This window comes from Aeromonas sp. s1(2024) (assembly GCF_040908005.1).
Classification (GTDB): domain Bacteria; phylum Pseudomonadota; class Gammaproteobacteria; order Enterobacterales; family Aeromonadaceae; genus Aeromonas; species Aeromonas caviae.
Genome location: NZ_JBFOCW010000059.1, coordinates 117,027 through 132,623, shown reverse-complemented (window position 1 = coordinate 132,623; position 15,597 = coordinate 117,027). Strand labels below are relative to the sequence as shown.

The 15,597-nt window shown below is 65.2% G+C and carries 15 protein-coding genes; 2 read left to right on the top strand and 13 right to left on the bottom strand.

What is annotated here, in order from left to right; all coding sequences use genetic code 11:
• Window positions 1-7: 7 nt before the first annotated feature.
• The 10 genes from AB5Y70_RS14200 to AB5Y70_RS14155 all read right to left on the bottom strand — a co-directional run bounded on the left by AB5Y70_RS14200 (window position 8) and on the right by AB5Y70_RS14155 (window position 10,382).
• Window positions 8-733, bottom strand: a complete 726-nt coding sequence (locus tag AB5Y70_RS14200) for a copper homeostasis protein CutC (RefSeq protein WP_049636301.1) — start codon at window positions 731-733, stop codon at window positions 8-10.
• Between the two features lie 41 nt (window positions 734-774).
• Window positions 775-1,677, bottom strand: a complete 903-nt coding sequence (locus AB5Y70_RS14195) for an ROK family protein (protein ID WP_041214715.1) — start codon at window positions 1,675-1,677, stop codon at window positions 775-777.
• 109 nt (window positions 1,678-1,786) lie between these two features.
• A complete protein-coding gene (locus AB5Y70_RS14190; RefSeq protein WP_223953931.1) occupies window positions 1,787-2,293 on the bottom strand; it encodes a GNAT family N-acetyltransferase in 507 nt (168 codons plus the stop codon).
• The gene (locus AB5Y70_RS14185) at window positions 2,281-3,096 is read right to left on the bottom strand and encodes a M48 family metallopeptidase (protein WP_202006977.1); all 816 of its coding nucleotides are present in this window, start codon (window positions 3,094-3,096) and stop codon (window positions 2,281-2,283) included. Before AB5Y70_RS14185 ends, AB5Y70_RS14190 begins: the two co-directional genes overlap by 13 nt.
• A 152-nt stretch (window positions 3,097-3,248) precedes the next feature.
• Window positions 3,249-4,223 carry a PstS family phosphate ABC transporter substrate-binding protein gene (locus AB5Y70_RS14180; protein WP_039039286.1) on the bottom strand — a complete coding sequence of 325 codons (975 nt, stop codon included), beginning with the start codon at window positions 4,221-4,223 and terminating at the stop codon, window positions 3,249-3,251.
• A 273-nt stretch (window positions 4,224-4,496) separates the two neighbouring features.
• Window positions 4,497-5,792: a phosphate regulon sensor histidine kinase PhoR gene (phoR, locus tag AB5Y70_RS14175; protein WP_042014623.1), complete on the bottom strand. Its 1,296-nt coding sequence runs from the start codon at window positions 5,790-5,792 to the stop codon at window positions 4,497-4,499.
• 72 nt (window positions 5,793-5,864) lie between these two features.
• Window positions 5,865-6,554 (bottom strand): phosphate regulon transcriptional regulator PhoB, encoded by a 690-nt coding sequence (phoB, locus tag AB5Y70_RS14170; protein ID WP_010673471.1) that lies wholly within the window; start codon window positions 6,552-6,554, stop codon window positions 5,865-5,867.
• Window positions 6,555-6,656: 102 nt separating this feature from the next.
• Window positions 6,657-7,067 carry a VOC family protein gene (locus AB5Y70_RS14165; protein ID WP_049636300.1) on the bottom strand — a complete coding sequence of 137 codons (411 nt, stop codon included), beginning with the start codon at window positions 7,065-7,067 and terminating at the stop codon, window positions 6,657-6,659.
• 68 nt (window positions 7,068-7,135) lie between these two features.
• Window positions 7,136-8,422, bottom strand: coding sequence for a diguanylate cyclase (locus tag AB5Y70_RS14160; protein WP_049636299.1), 1,287 nt, complete (start codon window positions 8,420-8,422; stop codon window positions 7,136-7,138).
• Between the two features lie 283 nt (window positions 8,423-8,705).
• Window positions 8,706-10,382 (bottom strand): sigma-54-dependent Fis family transcriptional regulator, encoded by a 1,677-nt coding sequence (locus AB5Y70_RS14155; protein ID WP_049636298.1) that lies wholly within the window; start codon window positions 10,380-10,382, stop codon window positions 8,706-8,708.
• A gap of 290 nt (window positions 10,383-10,672) precedes the next feature.
• On the opposite strand from AB5Y70_RS14155, the gene AB5Y70_RS14150 reads away from it, so the two are divergent.
• Window positions 10,673-12,190, top strand: coding sequence for an aldehyde dehydrogenase family protein (locus AB5Y70_RS14150; protein ID WP_039039283.1), 1,518 nt, complete (start codon window positions 10,673-10,675; stop codon window positions 12,188-12,190).
• A 51-nt stretch (window positions 12,191-12,241) separates the two neighbouring features.
• Here the strand turns inward: AB5Y70_RS14150 and AB5Y70_RS14145 are convergent, their stop codons facing one another.
• Entirely contained in the window at window positions 12,242-13,036 is a 795-nt protein-coding gene (locus AB5Y70_RS14145) for a helix-turn-helix transcriptional regulator (RefSeq protein ID WP_010673466.1), read from the bottom strand.
• Between the two features lie 96 nt (window positions 13,037-13,132).
• Here AB5Y70_RS14145 and AB5Y70_RS14140 point away from each other — a divergent pair, with 96 nt between their 5' ends.
• On the top strand, window positions 13,133-14,020 hold the full coding sequence (locus AB5Y70_RS14140; protein WP_202006981.1) for a DMT family transporter: 888 nt from the start codon (window positions 13,133-13,135) through the stop codon (window positions 14,018-14,020).
• 95 nt (window positions 14,021-14,115) lie between these two features.
• Here AB5Y70_RS14140 and AB5Y70_RS14135 read toward each other — a convergent pair whose 3' ends face one another.
• The gene (locus AB5Y70_RS14135; protein WP_039039282.1) at window positions 14,116-14,520 is read right to left on the bottom strand and encodes a carboxymuconolactone decarboxylase family protein; all 405 of its coding nucleotides are present in this window, start codon (window positions 14,518-14,520) and stop codon (window positions 14,116-14,118) included.
• Window positions 14,517-15,500 (bottom strand): aldo/keto reductase, encoded by a 984-nt coding sequence (locus AB5Y70_RS14130; protein ID WP_049636295.1) that lies wholly within the window; start codon window positions 15,498-15,500, stop codon window positions 14,517-14,519. Before AB5Y70_RS14130 ends, AB5Y70_RS14135 begins: the two co-directional genes overlap by 4 nt.
• Window positions 15,501-15,597 lie beyond the last annotated feature (97 nt).

Below are 15,597 nucleotides of genomic sequence, written 5' to 3'. Positions count from 1 at the left end.
GTCTGCATCAGGCCTTGTCCAGCAGTGCCCTCACCGCCGCGACCTTGGCGCCGTCGGTGATATTGACCCGGCCATCGTCAGAGGTGCCCATGTTCACACCATGGGGCACCATGCCGCCGCGCCAGCCCATGCCGGACATGTGCACTTCATTGACGCCGGTGAATTCGATGATGGTGCGCACGTTGTCGGCGTTGACCCCGGCCCCCGGCATCAGGCTGGCCCGTCCCGCCAGCGCCTGGTGCATGGCCTGCAGGGTTTCGAGCCCCGCCAGCGCGGTCGGCGCATGGCCGGAGCTCAGAATGCGCTCGCAACCCGCCGCGACGATCGTCTCGAGATCCAGCCGCCAGTCGGAGGAGAGATCGATGGCCCGATGGAAGGTGACGCCGAGCGGCCCCGCCGCCTCGACCAGTTGCCGGAGCTTGCCTTCGGGTACCCGTCCATCTTCATCCAGCAGACCGACCACCACCCCTTGCAGGCCCGCAGCACGAGCGGCCGCGATATCCAAGAGCATCATCTCGAACTCGCCGTCGTTGAAGCAAAAATCTCCGGCGCGTGGACGGATCATGGCGTACACCGGCACAGTGGCGTGGCGGGCAGCCAGCTGCATAAAGCCATAGGAGGGAGTGAGGCCACCCAGCCCCAGCGCAGAGCAGAGCTCGATGCGATCTGCGCCGGCTGCTTGGGCGGTGAACAGGGATTCGAGGTTGTCGATACAGATTTCAAGACGGGTCATGATGACTCCTTGTTCGGGGAGATCAGACCCTCTGTCCGATCTCACAGATTGAGCAGGGCTGCACCGCGCACACCGCCGGCTCCACCGAAGCGGGCCTCGCGGATCGCCGGCAGGGCGACACCGGGCAGCAGGTGGCCGGGCAGACGTTTGGGCAACTCCTCATAGAGGGCTGGCAGGGCGCTCAGGCCGCCCCCCAGCACCACCACATCGGGATCAATCACCGAGATGGCGGTGGCGAGGCCGGCGGCGATGATCTCGAGCCAGCAGTCGATGGTCGAGAGGGCCGCCGCCTCACGGGCATCGGCACGGGCGACGATCTGGTGGCCGCTCACCCGTTCCCCATGAACATGGTGGTATAGCCGCTCCAGGCCCGTGCCCGACGCATAGGTTTCGAAACAGACCAGGCGCCCGCAGCCACAGCGGGGACGGGGCAAATCCGGGTATTTCATCAGGATGGTGGCGGGCAGCGGGTAGTGACCTATCTCCCCCGCCAGCCAGTTGCGCCCCTGGATGAGCTTGCCCGCCAGGTAGACGGCGCCGCCGATGCCGGTGCCTATGGTGACGCCGAGGGCGCTGCCAGCACCGTCTGCGGCCCCCTGATGCACTTCCGACCAGAGGAAACAGTTGGCGTCATTGTCGACCTTGACCGGTCGGCCCAGCAGTTCGGCCAGATCCGCCCCCAGATGGCGGCCATGGATGGCGGGCAGGTTGGCCGCCACTATGCTCCCGTCGAGGCGATTGAGTATCCCCGGAAACCCGATGCCGACGACCCCTTTCACCCCGAAGCGCGCATCCGCCGCCTCGACCCGCTCGCGGATCAGCTGCTGCAACCCTTCGTAATCATTGCCGGGAGTGCTCATGCGCTCCTCGTGACAGAGATTCAAGGCGCCGTCATACACAGCGAACGCTATCTTGGTGCCGCCAATGTCAAATCCGTAGTACATGCCACACTCCCTTGCGGTGGACCCGGCCACCTCAGTCTGTCCAAATGGGGTACATTGTATTAATTCGCAAAAAAAATAAAGTGACCGAGGGCGAAAAACGGGAGCCAGCTCAAAGCAAACGGAACATTTGTCGCTGTTGGCAAGGTTGTCCGAGGCTCATCAGGGTGCGCTCCTGACCGTCGAACATGAAGCCGCGGCGCAGGTAGAATCCCTCGCCGATGTAATTGCCATCCAGCAGCCAGAGCCTGACGCACTCGCAACCGGCCCGGCGCATCTGCACCGCCACCGCCTGCCACAGCCGTTTGCCATGACCCTGACGCCAATGATCGGGATGAAGGTAGAGCGCCCGGATCCGCGCCGTCATCAAGCCTTCCTCCAAAGAGGGCTGCCAGTAGAGCAGGCCGATGACCACGTCGTCCTGACAGACCAGCATGGGAACGGGGCCGGGCTCGGCGAGCCGATGTCGCCAGATCTGCAGGTGGTCGGTCACCGCCAGCTGGGCCAGCATGTCGGCCCCCAGCACCTCCCCGTAGGCCGCCAGCCAGCTCGCCCGCTGCATCACCGTCATGGCGGCGGCATCGGCGGGACGCGCCAGGCGCAGGCTTACGCCTTGCACTGGGGAACCAGCCCTGATGCTTTCGCCTGCTGGTACAGGGGCTGCACTTCGGCCTGCTGGGCCTGCAGGTTGGCGATCCGGCTCTGGTCGCTGGGGTGGGTGGAGAGCAGCTGGGGCGGTGCCTTGCCACCGGAGGCGGCGCTCATGTTCTGCCACAGGGTGACGGCTTCGGCAGGGTTGAACCCGGCGCGGGCCATCAGCTCGAGACCGAGCCGGTCCGCTTCGCTCTCCTGGGTTCTGCCATAAGGCAGGGCTATCCCCACCTGGACCCCGAGGCCCAGGGCGGCCATGGTGGCAGCACCCCCGAGGCTGTCGCTGCTGCCGATGGCGGCGTCCGCCACCGCCAGCCCGATACCGGTCAACTGATCCCGGGAGAGGCGCTCGTTGGAGTGCTGGGCCAGCACGTGGGTCAGCTCGTGACCGATGACGGTGGCGAGCTGGTCCTGATTCTTGGCGACTTTCAGCAGGCCGCTATACACGCCTATCTTGCCGCCGGGCAGGGCGAAGGCGTTGATCTCCTTGGAGTCGAACACCACCACCTCCCAGCTGGTGATGCCATAGCTGGCAGGCACCTGGGCGGTCACCGCCTTGGCCACGCAGCCCACATAGGCATTCATCCTGGCATCCGTGCTCACCTTCTCCTGCTGCTTCATCTGGGTGAAGGAATCGGCACCCAGCTGGTTCATCTGCTGGGGGGAGAAAAGCAGCATCTGGTTGCGACCGGTCGGTGACTGGGCGCAGCCGGCCAGCAGGGCGCTGCACAAGGCCGTCAGGGCCAGTCTGGAGAGGGAAGATGAGCGCATGAGAGGGTCCTTTGCCGTGAAGTTGCCCTATTCTCGGAAATGCCGCCGCCCGGCGCAAGCCGGGCGCTGCGCCCTGCGACCAAAAAGATCCTGGGGCGCACCAATGAAAACGAGCCCGCATGGGGCTCGTTTTTCTGCAAGGGCATGTTCTGTTACATGATGCCCAGCTTCTTCAGGTCGGCCTGAACCACCTTGGCCGGGACCGGCACATAGCCGTCCTTGGCAACGATGGTCTGGCCCGCCTTGGAGAGCATCATCTTCACAAACTCCTGCTCCATCGGGGAGAGCGGCTTGTTCGGATGCTTGTTCACGTAGACGTACAGGAAGCGCGACAGCGGGTACTTGCCGGTGATGGCGTTGTCGGAGCTCGCCTCGATGAAGGTCTTGCCATCCTTGGAGAGCGGAACGGCGCGTACGCCGGAGGTGACGTAGCCGATACCGGAGTAGCCGATGCCGTTCAGGGAGGAGGAAACGGACTGTACCACGGAGGCGGAGCCCGGCTGCTCGTTCACGCCGCTCTTGAAGTCACCGTTGCACAGGGCGTGTTCCTTGAAGTAACCGTAGGTGCCGGACACGGAGTTGCGACCGAACAGTTGCAGATCCTTGCCGGACCAGCTGCCGTCCAGACCCAGATCAGACCACTTGGTGGCCGCCTTGGCTTCGCCGCACTTGAGGGTGCTGGAGAAGATGGCGTCGATCTGCGACATGGTCAGCCCCTTGATGGGGTTGTCCTTGTTGACGAACACGGCCAGGGCATCGACGGCGACGCGGATGGCGGTCGGCTTGTAGCCGTAGCGCTTCTCGAATGCCTCCTCTTCACCGGCCTTCATGGCGCGGCTCATGGGGCCAAACTGGGCGACGCCCTCGGTCAGGGCAGTCGGTGCGGTGGAAGAACCGGCGGCCTGGATCTGCACGTTGACGTTGGGATACATGCGCTTAAATTCTTCGGCCCACAGGGTCATCATGTTGGCCAGGGTGTCCGAGCCGACAGAGGACAGGTTGCCCGAGATGCCGCTGGTCGGTGTGTATTCCGGCAGGTCTTTATCCACACCGGCAGCAAGAGCGCTGACAGAAAACAGGGTTGCTGCGGTGAATCCGATGACACCAGCCAGTTTGTTGAGTTTCATCCAATCTCTCCAAGTCCAAGGTTGCAGAAGGCAATCGTCAGGTTGACGTCTAAACGTGGTTGACACCCGATCGCAATGATCCGTGGGCCAGCACCACTCCTTCTCCAGTGTTACAGAAGGTCCGTTCTTTAAGACGGCGCCAGTATCTGGCCTGGCAGTGACAAATTTATGGAATTTATATGACACTTTGATGACATGGGCCGAGAGTGGCCCGGATGAAAAAAGGGCTGCGATGCAGCCCTTCTCTCGTTGCTAACACATTGACACAAAATATTATTTCACCAGCACCATGCGGGCGGGAATGAGAAAGCTGAAGCGGCTGCCCGCACCGACCCGGCTCTCGATATCGAGATGGGCATCGTGATGACTCAGGGCATGCTTGACGATGGCAAGGCCGAGCCCGGACCCTCCGGTGTGGCGCGAGCGGGCCTTGTCGACCCGATAGAACCGCTCGGTGAGCCGCGCCAGATGCTCGGGGGGGATCCCCTCCCCTTCATCCTGCACCGCAAACAGCGCCATGCTCCCCTGCTTGCGCCACTCCACGGTGATCTTGCGCCCCGCCGGGGTGTAGTGGATGGCGTTGTAGACCAGGTTGGAGACGGCGCTGCGCAGTTGATCCTGATCCCCGCGCACCAGCAGATTGGGCTGGACCATGAAGACGATCTCGTGGGCCCGCTCGCCGGAGAGCGCCCGCGCCTCCTGCTCCAGCAGCCCCAGCATGGCGGGCATGTCCACCAGATGGGAGAGATCCACGGTGGGCGCCGCCTCGATGCGCGACAGGGTGAGCAGCTGGTTGACCAGATTGTCCATGCGGATCGTCTGCTCCATCATCACCTTGTGCGCCTTGGCCCACATGGCGGGGGGCGGCGGCTCCTCGGTCATCTCCAGATACCCCTTGAGCACGGTGAGGGGGGTGCGCAGCTCGTGAGAGACGTTGGAGACGAAGTGCTTGCGCGTCTTCTCCAGGCTGCGCAGCCGGGTCACATCCCGCACCACCAGCATGGCCTGGTCCTCCGCATAGGGCATGATGCGAAATTCGAGGAACTTCTCCTCGTTGATGGGGGAGTGCATCTCGAACGGCTCGTCATACTGCCCCTTGCCAAGATAGGCGACGAAGGCGGGGTGACGGATCAGGTTGCCGATGTGCTGGCCGGCATCCTCGGGCCAGCGAAAGCCGAGCAGTTGCTCCGCCAGCCGATTGCACCAGAGGATGCTGCCGTCGGTGCGAAACACCACGGCCGCATCGGGCAGCGCCTCCGCCCCTTCCCGAAAACGGCGGATGAGGCCCGCCAGCTCCCGGCGCCGGGCCCGGTGACGCTGCTGCAACTTGTAGATGCCGTTGAAGATGTGCTCCCAGCTGCCGCTGCCGTGGGGCGGCACCAGGCTGCGATCGTGCCACAGCCAGTCCGACAGCCGCTTCTGGAAGCGGTAGTGCCAGACCAGGTGCAGCACAGTGGCCACCAGCAGGCAGAGAACGAGATGATCGATTAACCAACCTACCAAGACGAAGGGGCTGTAGAAGAACGCCATTCGCCACAACTGTCGCCGCCAGGCGTAAGGTTGCAACATTAAGATCTCCTAGAGACAGCAAAGAGCCGGGTCCAATGCCCGCCGGCAGGCGCTGGCGGCACTGGCCCTGACCTAGAGACGGGTCGAGAAGCGGTAGCCGGCCCCGCGCACCGTCTGGATCAATCTGTCGTGCCCCGTCTCTTCGATGGCCTTGCGCAGGCGGCGAATGTGCACGTCCACCGTCCTGTCCTCGACATACACGTTGGTACCCCAGACGTTGTTGAGCAACTGCTCGCGGCTGTAGACCCGCTCGGGGTGGGTCATGAAGAAGTGCAGCAGCTTGAATTCGGTCGGCCCCATGTCGAGGGCCTTCTCCTCGGCACTGACCCGGTGGGAAACGGGATCCAGCTTTAGCCCCTGCACCTCGATCACCTCGTCCACCGAGGTGGGAGAGACACGGCGCATCACGGCGTGCAAGCGGGCGGTGAGCTCCTTGGGGGAGAAGGGCTTGGTGATGTAGTCGTCGGCACCGGCCTCGAGCCCGCGCACCTTGTCCTCTTCCTCGCCCCGGGCGGTCAGCATCACCACCGGGATCTGGCGAGTCATCTCATCCTGCTTGAGCTGCTTGAGGAACTGGATACCACTGCCACCTGGCATCATCCAGTCCAGCACGATGAGTTCGGGGTAGGGTTCGCGCACCTTTGCCAGTCCATCGGCGTAATCTTCTGCTTCTACTGTTTCATATCCCTTCTGCTCAAGCACGAAGCAGAGCATTTCGCGGATCGGTGCCTCGTCCTCGACCACCAGAATTCGCTTAGCCATATCCCTTCTCTCTCCTCTGTGAAGATGGGTGCGCCAATTATTAGAACTTTCTGTGACACTTTTATGACTTTATGACGGGCGGGATGATAAACGTTTTCAGATTCAGTTGGCAGCAGCGAGTTGCAGCAGGTCCCAGCGATTGCCACTGATGTCCTCGAACACCACCACGGTGCCGTAAGGTTCGAGGCGCGGCTGTTCACAAAAATGAACGCCATAGGCCTGCATCCGCTCGTAATCGCCCCAGAAGTCGTCTGTCTCGAGGAACAGGAAGACCCGACCGCCCCCCTGGCGACCGATGGCGGCGCGCTGCTCCTCGTTGGCCGCGCGGGCCAGCAGCAGGGCGGAACCGGGAGCCCCCTTGGGAGCGACCCGCACCCAGCGTTTGCCCGGTTTGCCCGGCTCGTCGAGGGGGGTGTCTTCCAATAGCTCGAAGCCCATTCCCCGGGTGAAGAAGGTGATGGCCTCGTCGTAATCCGCCACCAGCAGCGTCAGGGCGCCAATGTGTTGTGCCATGGCATCTCTCCTCGGATGGATGATGGGGCGCATGATAGCCCCGCCCGGCCATGGGCTCCAGCGCCGGATCAGTCGGGCGCCACCTCCACCCGGTTGCGACCATTCTGCTTGGCCTGATAGAGCGCCTCGTCGGCCCGCTTGAGCGCCTGCTCCAGGCTATCCTTGCGCCGCTCGGCCACCCCGAAGGAGGCGGTGATCCCGAGCCCCAGCGGCCAGTGCCTGTACCCCTCCAGCGCCCCTCTCAGCCGCTCCGCCAGGGCGGCGGCCCGTCCCTCGTCGTAATGGAGACAGACCAGCACGAACTCCTCCCCGCCCCAGCGCACCAGTCGGCACAGGCTGTCGCAATGGCGCAGCAGCTCGCTCACCATGTGCTTGAGCACCTCGTCCCCCACCGGGTGGCCGTGACCGTCGTTGACCCCCTTGAAGTGATCGATGTCGATATAGATGAAAGAGAGCGGCATCTCGCCGAGCTCCCCGAGCAGCTTTTCGCCGCCGAGCCGGTTGAGGGCCCCGGTCAGGGGATCGTAGCGGGCCTCCTCCTCAGTGCGCCGGTTCTGCTCGCACAGGCTCGCACTCAGGGCTTCAGCCGCGAGGCGCGCCTCCCTGGCCTTGCGCAGCCGATCGCCAAACATCAGATTCTGGACCAGGAAGAGCAGCACGCCGTAGACAAGCCACCCCAGCAGCAGGTAGCGATAGAAGTCCCCCGGCTTGCACCAGCGGCCATAGAACTCCAGACGCTCGAGCCGCAACCGGTACTCCCCCGGCAGCATCTTGTCATCGGAGGCGATCTCGATGGCATAGACATGGTGCAGATCCGGCCCCTGCTGGACCAGCGGAATGTCGTACTGCTGCACCCACCAGGAGCTGGGGGCAAAGACATTCAGGGGGACATCCTGCTCACGACCAAAATCCCTGGCGGTGAAGAGCACTTCGTTGAACTTGTGGGAACTCTCGTCTTCCCGCGTCGAATAGACGGGATCGTAGTTGCGCAGATAAAGGCGCCAGGCCTGTCCCCCCTGCCCTTCTACATCCAGCCTCACCCGCACCCCGGTGAAGCCGGAAAGATCCAGCCCCCGCTCGGGGTCGGTCAGGGTCAGAACCAGCTCGCAGAAAGGATAGGCATATTGGCTTCGCAGGGTGCACTGGATGGCGGGTCTGTCGCCCCCCTGACTCAGGGTGGCGACGGAGGAGCCCTTGTGGGCCCTGTCATCCTGGGCACGCACGGACAAACCGGCCTGGCTCAGGATGTCGAGCCGCCGCTCGGGTCCGAATTCGAATAACACCATGGCCAGCAGGCTCGCCGCCAGCAGGCACCAGAACAACAGCGTCGTCATGCGGGAATAGGAAGGGATCATCGGTATCACACCTGAAAAAGGGCTTTTACCCTACACCTTGAAGCGTCGGACCGCGCTGATCCAGATCCAAGGTTATTACACGCGCCGCACCGGGCGCAGACGGGTGCCGACTAGCCGGCACGGGCCCCATGGGGCGCAAGCGGCATCGGCCAGCAGCCGGGAGAGAGGCGGGGGGCCTCGTCAGTCGTAAGATGGGTCATTGCGCACTCCCTGCGATGGAAACATAACGAAAAAACGTCCTTGCCACCGCAGTCTACACAAGCGCTGGACGGCGCGACACCCTTCACCCCTCCTCCCGCAGCGCCCGATAGAGGGTGGTGCGACTGATGCCGAGGCGGCGCGCCGCCTCGCTCACGTTGCCGCCGCACTCTGCCAGGGTCTGCTGCACCCGCTGCCGGCTCTGCTCGCGCAGGGTACTCCCTCCCAAAGGTGAGCTCGCTCCCCCCTCCACGGCGGGCAGATGCAGATGGGCAGGTTCAATCCAGCCCTGCCCCTCTGCCAGTACACAGGCCACCTCCAGCGCCTGTTTGAGCTGGCGCACGTTGCCGGGCAGAGGGTGAGCCAGCAACCGCTGCTCCGCCTCCCGGCTCAGTTGTAGCGCCGGGTCCATCTGGGCGAGCAGGTTCAGGATCAACCCCTGACGCTCGGGCACCGACCAGGCCCGCAGGGGTGCCAGTTGCTGGCGCCAGCCGCAGATGCGGTAGTAGAGATCTTCGCGAAAGGTGCCGGCCGCCACCATGGCCGCCAGATCCCGATGGCTGGCGCTGACCAGCCAGAAATCCACCGCCTCGGGTCTGTGGCTGCCTACCGGGGTGACGACGCGCTCCTGCAACACCCGCAGCAGCCGGGTCTGGGCCTGGAGCGGCAGCTCGCCAATTTCATCCAGCATCAGGATGCCGCCGTGGGCGGCGCGCAGATAGCCCTGGCTGCCCTGGCTGCGGGCACCGCTGAAGGCCCCCCCCACGTAGCCGAACAGCTCGGCCTCCACCAGCTCCGCCGGCAGGGCGCCGCAGTTGACGCACACCAGAGGCCGCTCCCGACGGCTCGAGCTGGCGTGCAGGGTGCGCACCAGGTGCTCCTTGCCGCTGCCGGTCTCCCCCTCGATGAGCAATGAGATGCCCCGCTCCAGCATCTTGAGCGGCACCTGCTGCGCCTGCGATCCCCCCTCCTCAACCGCGCTCGGCAGGGGGAGCATGGCGGCGCGCTCCCCCGCCTCCGACACCAGCCGCAGGCCGCGGCGCTCGCGCAGCAACTGCTGACCGTCGAAGGGGTGCTGGCCGAGCCAGAGCCGACCGGCCCGGTTGGCCCCGAGCAGCTCGCCCCCCTCCCCCAGCAGCAGGCGGGCAGACCAGAGACTCTGGGGATCGAGATCCACCAGCCAGCCCGGCTGGCGGGCCAGCAGGGCGTTTTCCAGGGTCATGGCCAGGAGGCGCACGGTGCCCAGCATGTCGCCGCCGTGGTGGGCCGCATCGGTGGAGATGTCGAGCACGCCGAGCAGTTGCCCGTCAGGCCCAAGCAGGGGGCAGGCGCTGCAACTGAGAAAACTGTGCTGGGCGAAGAAGTGCTGCGCCCCCAGCACCTGCACCTCGCTCTGCTCGGCCAGCGCGGTGCCGATGGCGTTGGTGCCCTTGCTCGCCTCCCCCCAGCGGGCGCCGCTGCGCAAAAAAATGCGCTCGGCATGGCGGGCAAACCGGTCGTCTCCGCTCACCGCGAGGATGGCCCCCTCGCCGTCACACAGCAGCAGACGACAGGGTCTGCCTGCCAGCAACTGGCCAAAGAGCGGCAGCACGAAGCGCTGGAAGCAGGCGATGAGCGTCCTGTGCTGCTCCTGGCGAGCCGACAGCTCCCCCTGGGGCAGCAAGTCCAGCTCGGCGCTCTGCTGGCGGCTCAGCCCCTGATGCAGGCAGCGCTCCCAGGAGCGCTGGATTGGGCTGGCACCGGATTGAGGCAACTCGCTCATCACACCTCCTTCTACACACTCGCGAATAGGGCCGCCTTGGGGGAGCGCCTTCATCACGTCTCCTGTTCACAAACGGCACAGTGTCACACCCGATGTTCAGAAACGGCACAGTTCGGGGGCCGCCCTGGGGGGCACTGGTTAACCAAGATACCCCTTGGCACCCCGTTTGATAACGTTTTTGCAACCTTTTTGTGTAGAGCGCCGCCCGCTGGCACGCCCCTTGCGATGACAGGAAGCAACCGGACTGCCCGCCAGGCCGGTCAGGACCACACACACATAAGGATGATGAGATGATTTATACCGCTCCCGGTCAGGCAGGTGCCCTGGTCAGCTTCAAATCCCGTTATGACAACTTCATCGGTGGCGACTGGGTGGCGCCGCGCGCCGGCCGCTATTTCGAGAACATCTCGCCGGTGGATGGCCGGGTGTTCTGCGAGGTGGCCCGCTCCGACGCCGCCGACATCGAGCTCGCCCTGGACGCGGCCCACAAGGCGTTCGCCAGCTGGAGCAAGACCAGCGTCACCGAGCGCAGCAACCTGCTGCTGCGCATCGCCGATCGCATCGAACAGAACATTGAGCGGCTCGCCGTCGCCGAGACCTGGGAGAACGGCAAGGCGGTGCGCGAGACCCTGGCCGCCGACCTGCCCCTGGTGGTGGATCACTTCCGCTACTTCGCCGGCTGCATCCGCGCCCAGGAGGGCTCCGCCGCCGAGCTGGACCAGAACACCGTCAGCTACCACTTCAAGGAGCCCATCGGGGTGGTCGGCCAGATCATCCCGTGGAACTTCCCCCTGCTGATGGCCGCCTGGAAGCTGGCCCCGGTACTGGCGGCCGGCTGCTGCAGCGTGCTCAAGCCCGCCGAGCAGACCCCGGTCACCATCATGCTGATGATGGATCTCATCAAGGACATCCTGCCCCCTGGCGTAGTCAACGTGGTCAACGGCTTCGGCGCCGAGGCGGGCCAGGCGCTCGCCACCAGCAACCGGATCCAGAAGCTGGCGTTTACCGGCTCCACCGAGGTGGGCGCCCATATCCTGCGCTGCGCCGCCGACAAGCTGATCCCCTCCACCGTGGAGCTCGGTGGCAAGTCCCCCAACATCTACTTCGCCGACGTGATGCAGCACGAGAGCAGCTACATCGACAAGGCGGTGGAAGGGATGCTGATGACCTTCTTCAACCAGGGCGAGGTGTGTACCTGCCCCTCCCGCGCCCTGGTGCAGGCCAGCATCTATGACGACTTCATGGACCGGGTGCTGGCCCGCGCCCGCACCATAGTGCAGGGCAACCCCCTCGACACCACGACCCAGGTGGGGGCCCAGGCGTCCCGCGAGCAGTTCGACAAGATCCTGAGCTACATGGAGATCGGCCGCGGCGAAGGGGCCAAGATGCTGCTGGGCGGCGGCCCGGCCAAGGTGAGCGGGCTGGAGGGGGGCTTCTACATCCAGCCCACCATCTTCTCGGGCCAGAACAAGATGCGGGTGTTCCAGGAGGAGATCTTCGGGCCGGCGCTCGGGGTCACCACCTTCAAGGACGAGGCGGATGCCCTGGCCATTGCCAACGACACCCAGTACGGGCTGGGGGCGGGCCTGTGGACCCGGGACAGCAATCTGGCCTGGCGCATGGGGCGCGGCATCCAGGCCGGCCGGGTCTGGGTCAACTGCTACCACGCCTACCCGGCCCATGCGGCCTTTGGCGGCTACAAGAAGTCGGGGATCGGTCGCGAGACCCACAAGATGATGCTGGACCACTACCAGAACACCAAGAACCTGCTGGTGAGCCACGACATCAACCCCCTCGGCTTCTTCTAAGCCCATCTCGTGATCCACAAGGGCGCCTGCGGGCGCCCTTTTTCATGCGGTTCAGGCCACGGGTTGGCCCAGCTGCTGGCGATAGCGCTGGGGGGCGCAGCCCTGTTCGCGCTGGAACATGGCGATGAAAGCCGAGGTGGAGGCGTAACCGAGGCGCCAGGCGATCTCCTGCACCGGCATCTCGCCCCGCAGCCAGTCCAGCGCCTTCACCAGCCGCAGCCGGGTGCGCCACTGGCCCAGGCTCATGCCAAGCTCCTTCTGGCAACGCCGCGCCAGGGTGCGCTCCGTGGTGTGCAGCGCCCTGGCCCACTCCACCAGCGTGCGGTTGTCCTCCGGCGCCGCCTGCAATGCCGCCAGCAAGGGTGCCAGCAGGCGATCCCGGCTCTGGGGCAGGTAGCTCGGCTGGCAACGGGTGCGGGCCAGCTTCTCGATGAAGAGCTCACCCTGACGGGCATCCCACTCATCCTCCATGTGGCCGACCCGGCGCTGGGTGAAGTCCTCCAGCAGGGCCCGCAGCAAGGGGGTGAGGGCCAGCAGCTGGGGTTCCCGTGGCAGGCGCGGTGCCAGGGCGTGGCTGACGTAGATGGAGGTGTAATCCAGGGTCTGCTCGTTGAAGGCGGTGTGGGGCAGGTCCGCCGGCACCCAGATGAGGTAGTCCGGAGGCGCCACCAGCCGCTCTCCCCCCACTTCCACCACCATGACCCCCAGGCTGATGAGGCTGAGCTGACCCCAGGGGTGGGCGTGCTCGGCGCAGGCGTTGCCCCCCTGGATCTGGCTGTAGCGAAAGTAGAGGGGGTTGGGGTCGGCCAGCAGGCGATCCTGCTCGGCCAGGGTGAGGGTGCCCATGCAGATTGTCCCAAAGCGGTTATGACATGTCTTATTTACGCTACTTACCTCGTTCAAGACAAGGCTAGACTCTCCCCATCGTACCAAGGAGTGCCTATGCCTTTTCTCTTCCCCCTGCTCGCCATCCTGATCTGGGCCGCCAATACCGTGGTCTCCAAGGCCGCCGCCGGCGTGCTGGATCCCGCTGCCATCTCCTTCTATCGCTGGGTGATCGCCGCCCTCGCGCTCTCCCCCTTCTGCCTGCCGCAGCTCTGGCGCCGCCGTGCCGACATCCGCCCCTGGCTCGGCAAGCTGCTGGTGCTCTCCCTGCTCGGCATGGTGCTCTATCAGTGTCTCGCCTACTACGCCGCCCACAGCACCTCGGCCACCAACATGGGGGTCATCGGCTCCCTGCTGCCCCTGCTCACCCTGCTCATCGGGGCCTGCTGCTTTAGCCAGAAGCCGGGCAAGCAGGCGCTGCTCGGCATGAGCCTCTCCCTGTTCGGGGTGCTCTGGCTGCTGGGTCAGGGCAATCCCCTGGCACTGCTGCACAGCGGCATCAACCCCGGCGACGGCATGATGCTGCTGGGGGCGGCCAGCTATGCCCTCTATGGCCTGCTGATCCGCCGCTGGCAACTGCCGTTCGGCCCCTGGCTCAACCTCTACCTGCAGATCCTGCTGGCGGTGCTGCTGCTCATCCCGGTGGCCCTCTCTGCCGACTCCCTGGCCATTCCCGCCCAGGGCTGGAGCATGGTGCTGTTCGCCGGCCTCGCCTCCTCCATCTTCGCCGCCTACTGCTGGATGCGCGGCCTCGCCACCCTGGGGGCGGAGCGCACTTCGGTCTTCATGAACCTGATGCCCCTGTGCACGGCCCTCATCGCCGTCATCACCCTGGGGGAGCCCATCCACGGCTATCACCTGCTGGGGGGCGGCCTCATCCTGACCGGGGTCATGCTCTCCCAGCTCAAGCCGAGGGTACGCCGTCCTCTGCCGGAAGGGGCTTGAGCCGGCCAGCACCATGAAAGAAGGGAGCCTCGGCTCCCTTCTTGCTTCCCCCGTCAGGGCACGCCCGACCTTTTCGCCAGGGTGGCGTCTCCTCCTTAATCCCTGCCCCCCCGTCCCTTGTCATGGGCGGCGAAGGCGCTGCGGGCCGCACTGATGCCATTCATGCAGGCGGGCACCCCGGCATAGACGGCGACCTGGAGCAGGATCTCGATGATGGTCTCCCGGCTGACCCCCACATTGAGGGCGGCCCGGATATGGAACTCGAGCTGTCCGGGCGCCGTGCCCATTCCCATCAGGGTCGCCACCGTGAGCATCTCGCGGGTGCAGAGATCGATGCCGGGACGGGCGAGCACATCGGCAAAGGCAAACCCCAGCACCAGCTCGGCAAGCTCCGGTGACAGGGCATCCAGGCTGGCGGCGACCCGCGTGGGCGCCTGGGGATCGAGCCGGGCCAGCAGCGCGAACGCCCGTTCACGGCGATCCGTGTGCGAGCCGCTCATGCGTTCATCCCCTTCATCCCCTCGGCGGTATAGCGCTCCCCCGCCACCGGCAGGGTCCGGATGGCCTGTCCCAGGGCCCCGAGTTCTGCTGGGGAGAGGCGCACCGAGAGGGCGCCGAGGTTATCCGCCAGGTGGGTCAGGCGCCGAGTGCCGGGGATGGGCACTATCCCCTCCCATTGCGCCAGCAGCCAGGCCAGGGCTATCTGCGCCGCCGAGCATCCCTTCTGCTGCGCCAGGGCCATGACCGCCTGCACCAGGGTGCGGTTGGTGGCGAGGTTCTCTCCCTGAAAGCGCGGCAGACTGGCCCGAAAATCCCCTTCCTCGAACACCGCCTCCTGCTGGTAACGCCCGGTCAGAAACCCGCGCCCCAGGGGGGAGTAGGCCACCAGACCAATCCCCAGCTCCCGGCAGGCGGGCAGCACCGCCGCCTCCACCTCCCGCGTCCAGAGGGAGTATTCGGTCTGCACCGCCGCCACCGGGTGCACGGCATGGGCGCGCCTCAGGGTGGCCTCGCTCACCTCGCACAGACCGATGCGGGCTATCTTGCCCTCCTGTACCAGCTGCGCCAGCCCGGCCATGGTCTCCTCGACGGGATGGGCCGGATCAAGGCGGTGCACATAGTAGAGATCGATCTGCTCGATGCCGAGGCGGCGCAGGGAACCCTCGCAGCTCTGGCGCGCATAGCGGGCACTGTTGTCGAGGGTACGCCTGTACTCCCCGTGCTGGCGCACGATGCCAAACTTGGTGGCGACCTTCACCTGCCCCCGCCGGGTCGCGAGAAAACGCCCGATCAGCGCCTCGTTGTGGTGGGGGCCGTACATGTCGGCGGTGTCGAGCAGGTCGATGCCCCGCTCCACCGCCTCCGCCAGCACCCGCAAGGACGTCTCATCGTCCCGCGGCCCGTAGAATTCGCTCATCCCCATGCAGCCCAGCCCCAGGGCAGAGACCTGCAGGTTGGCTCCCAGTGTTCGTCGTTGCATCGCATTTTCTCCCTGACAAGTTGCAGGGGAGTATGGTCTTCCGAAAATGAATGAGATATAGAGGTAACTGGCAACCTATCTTCCGATTATGGAAAAG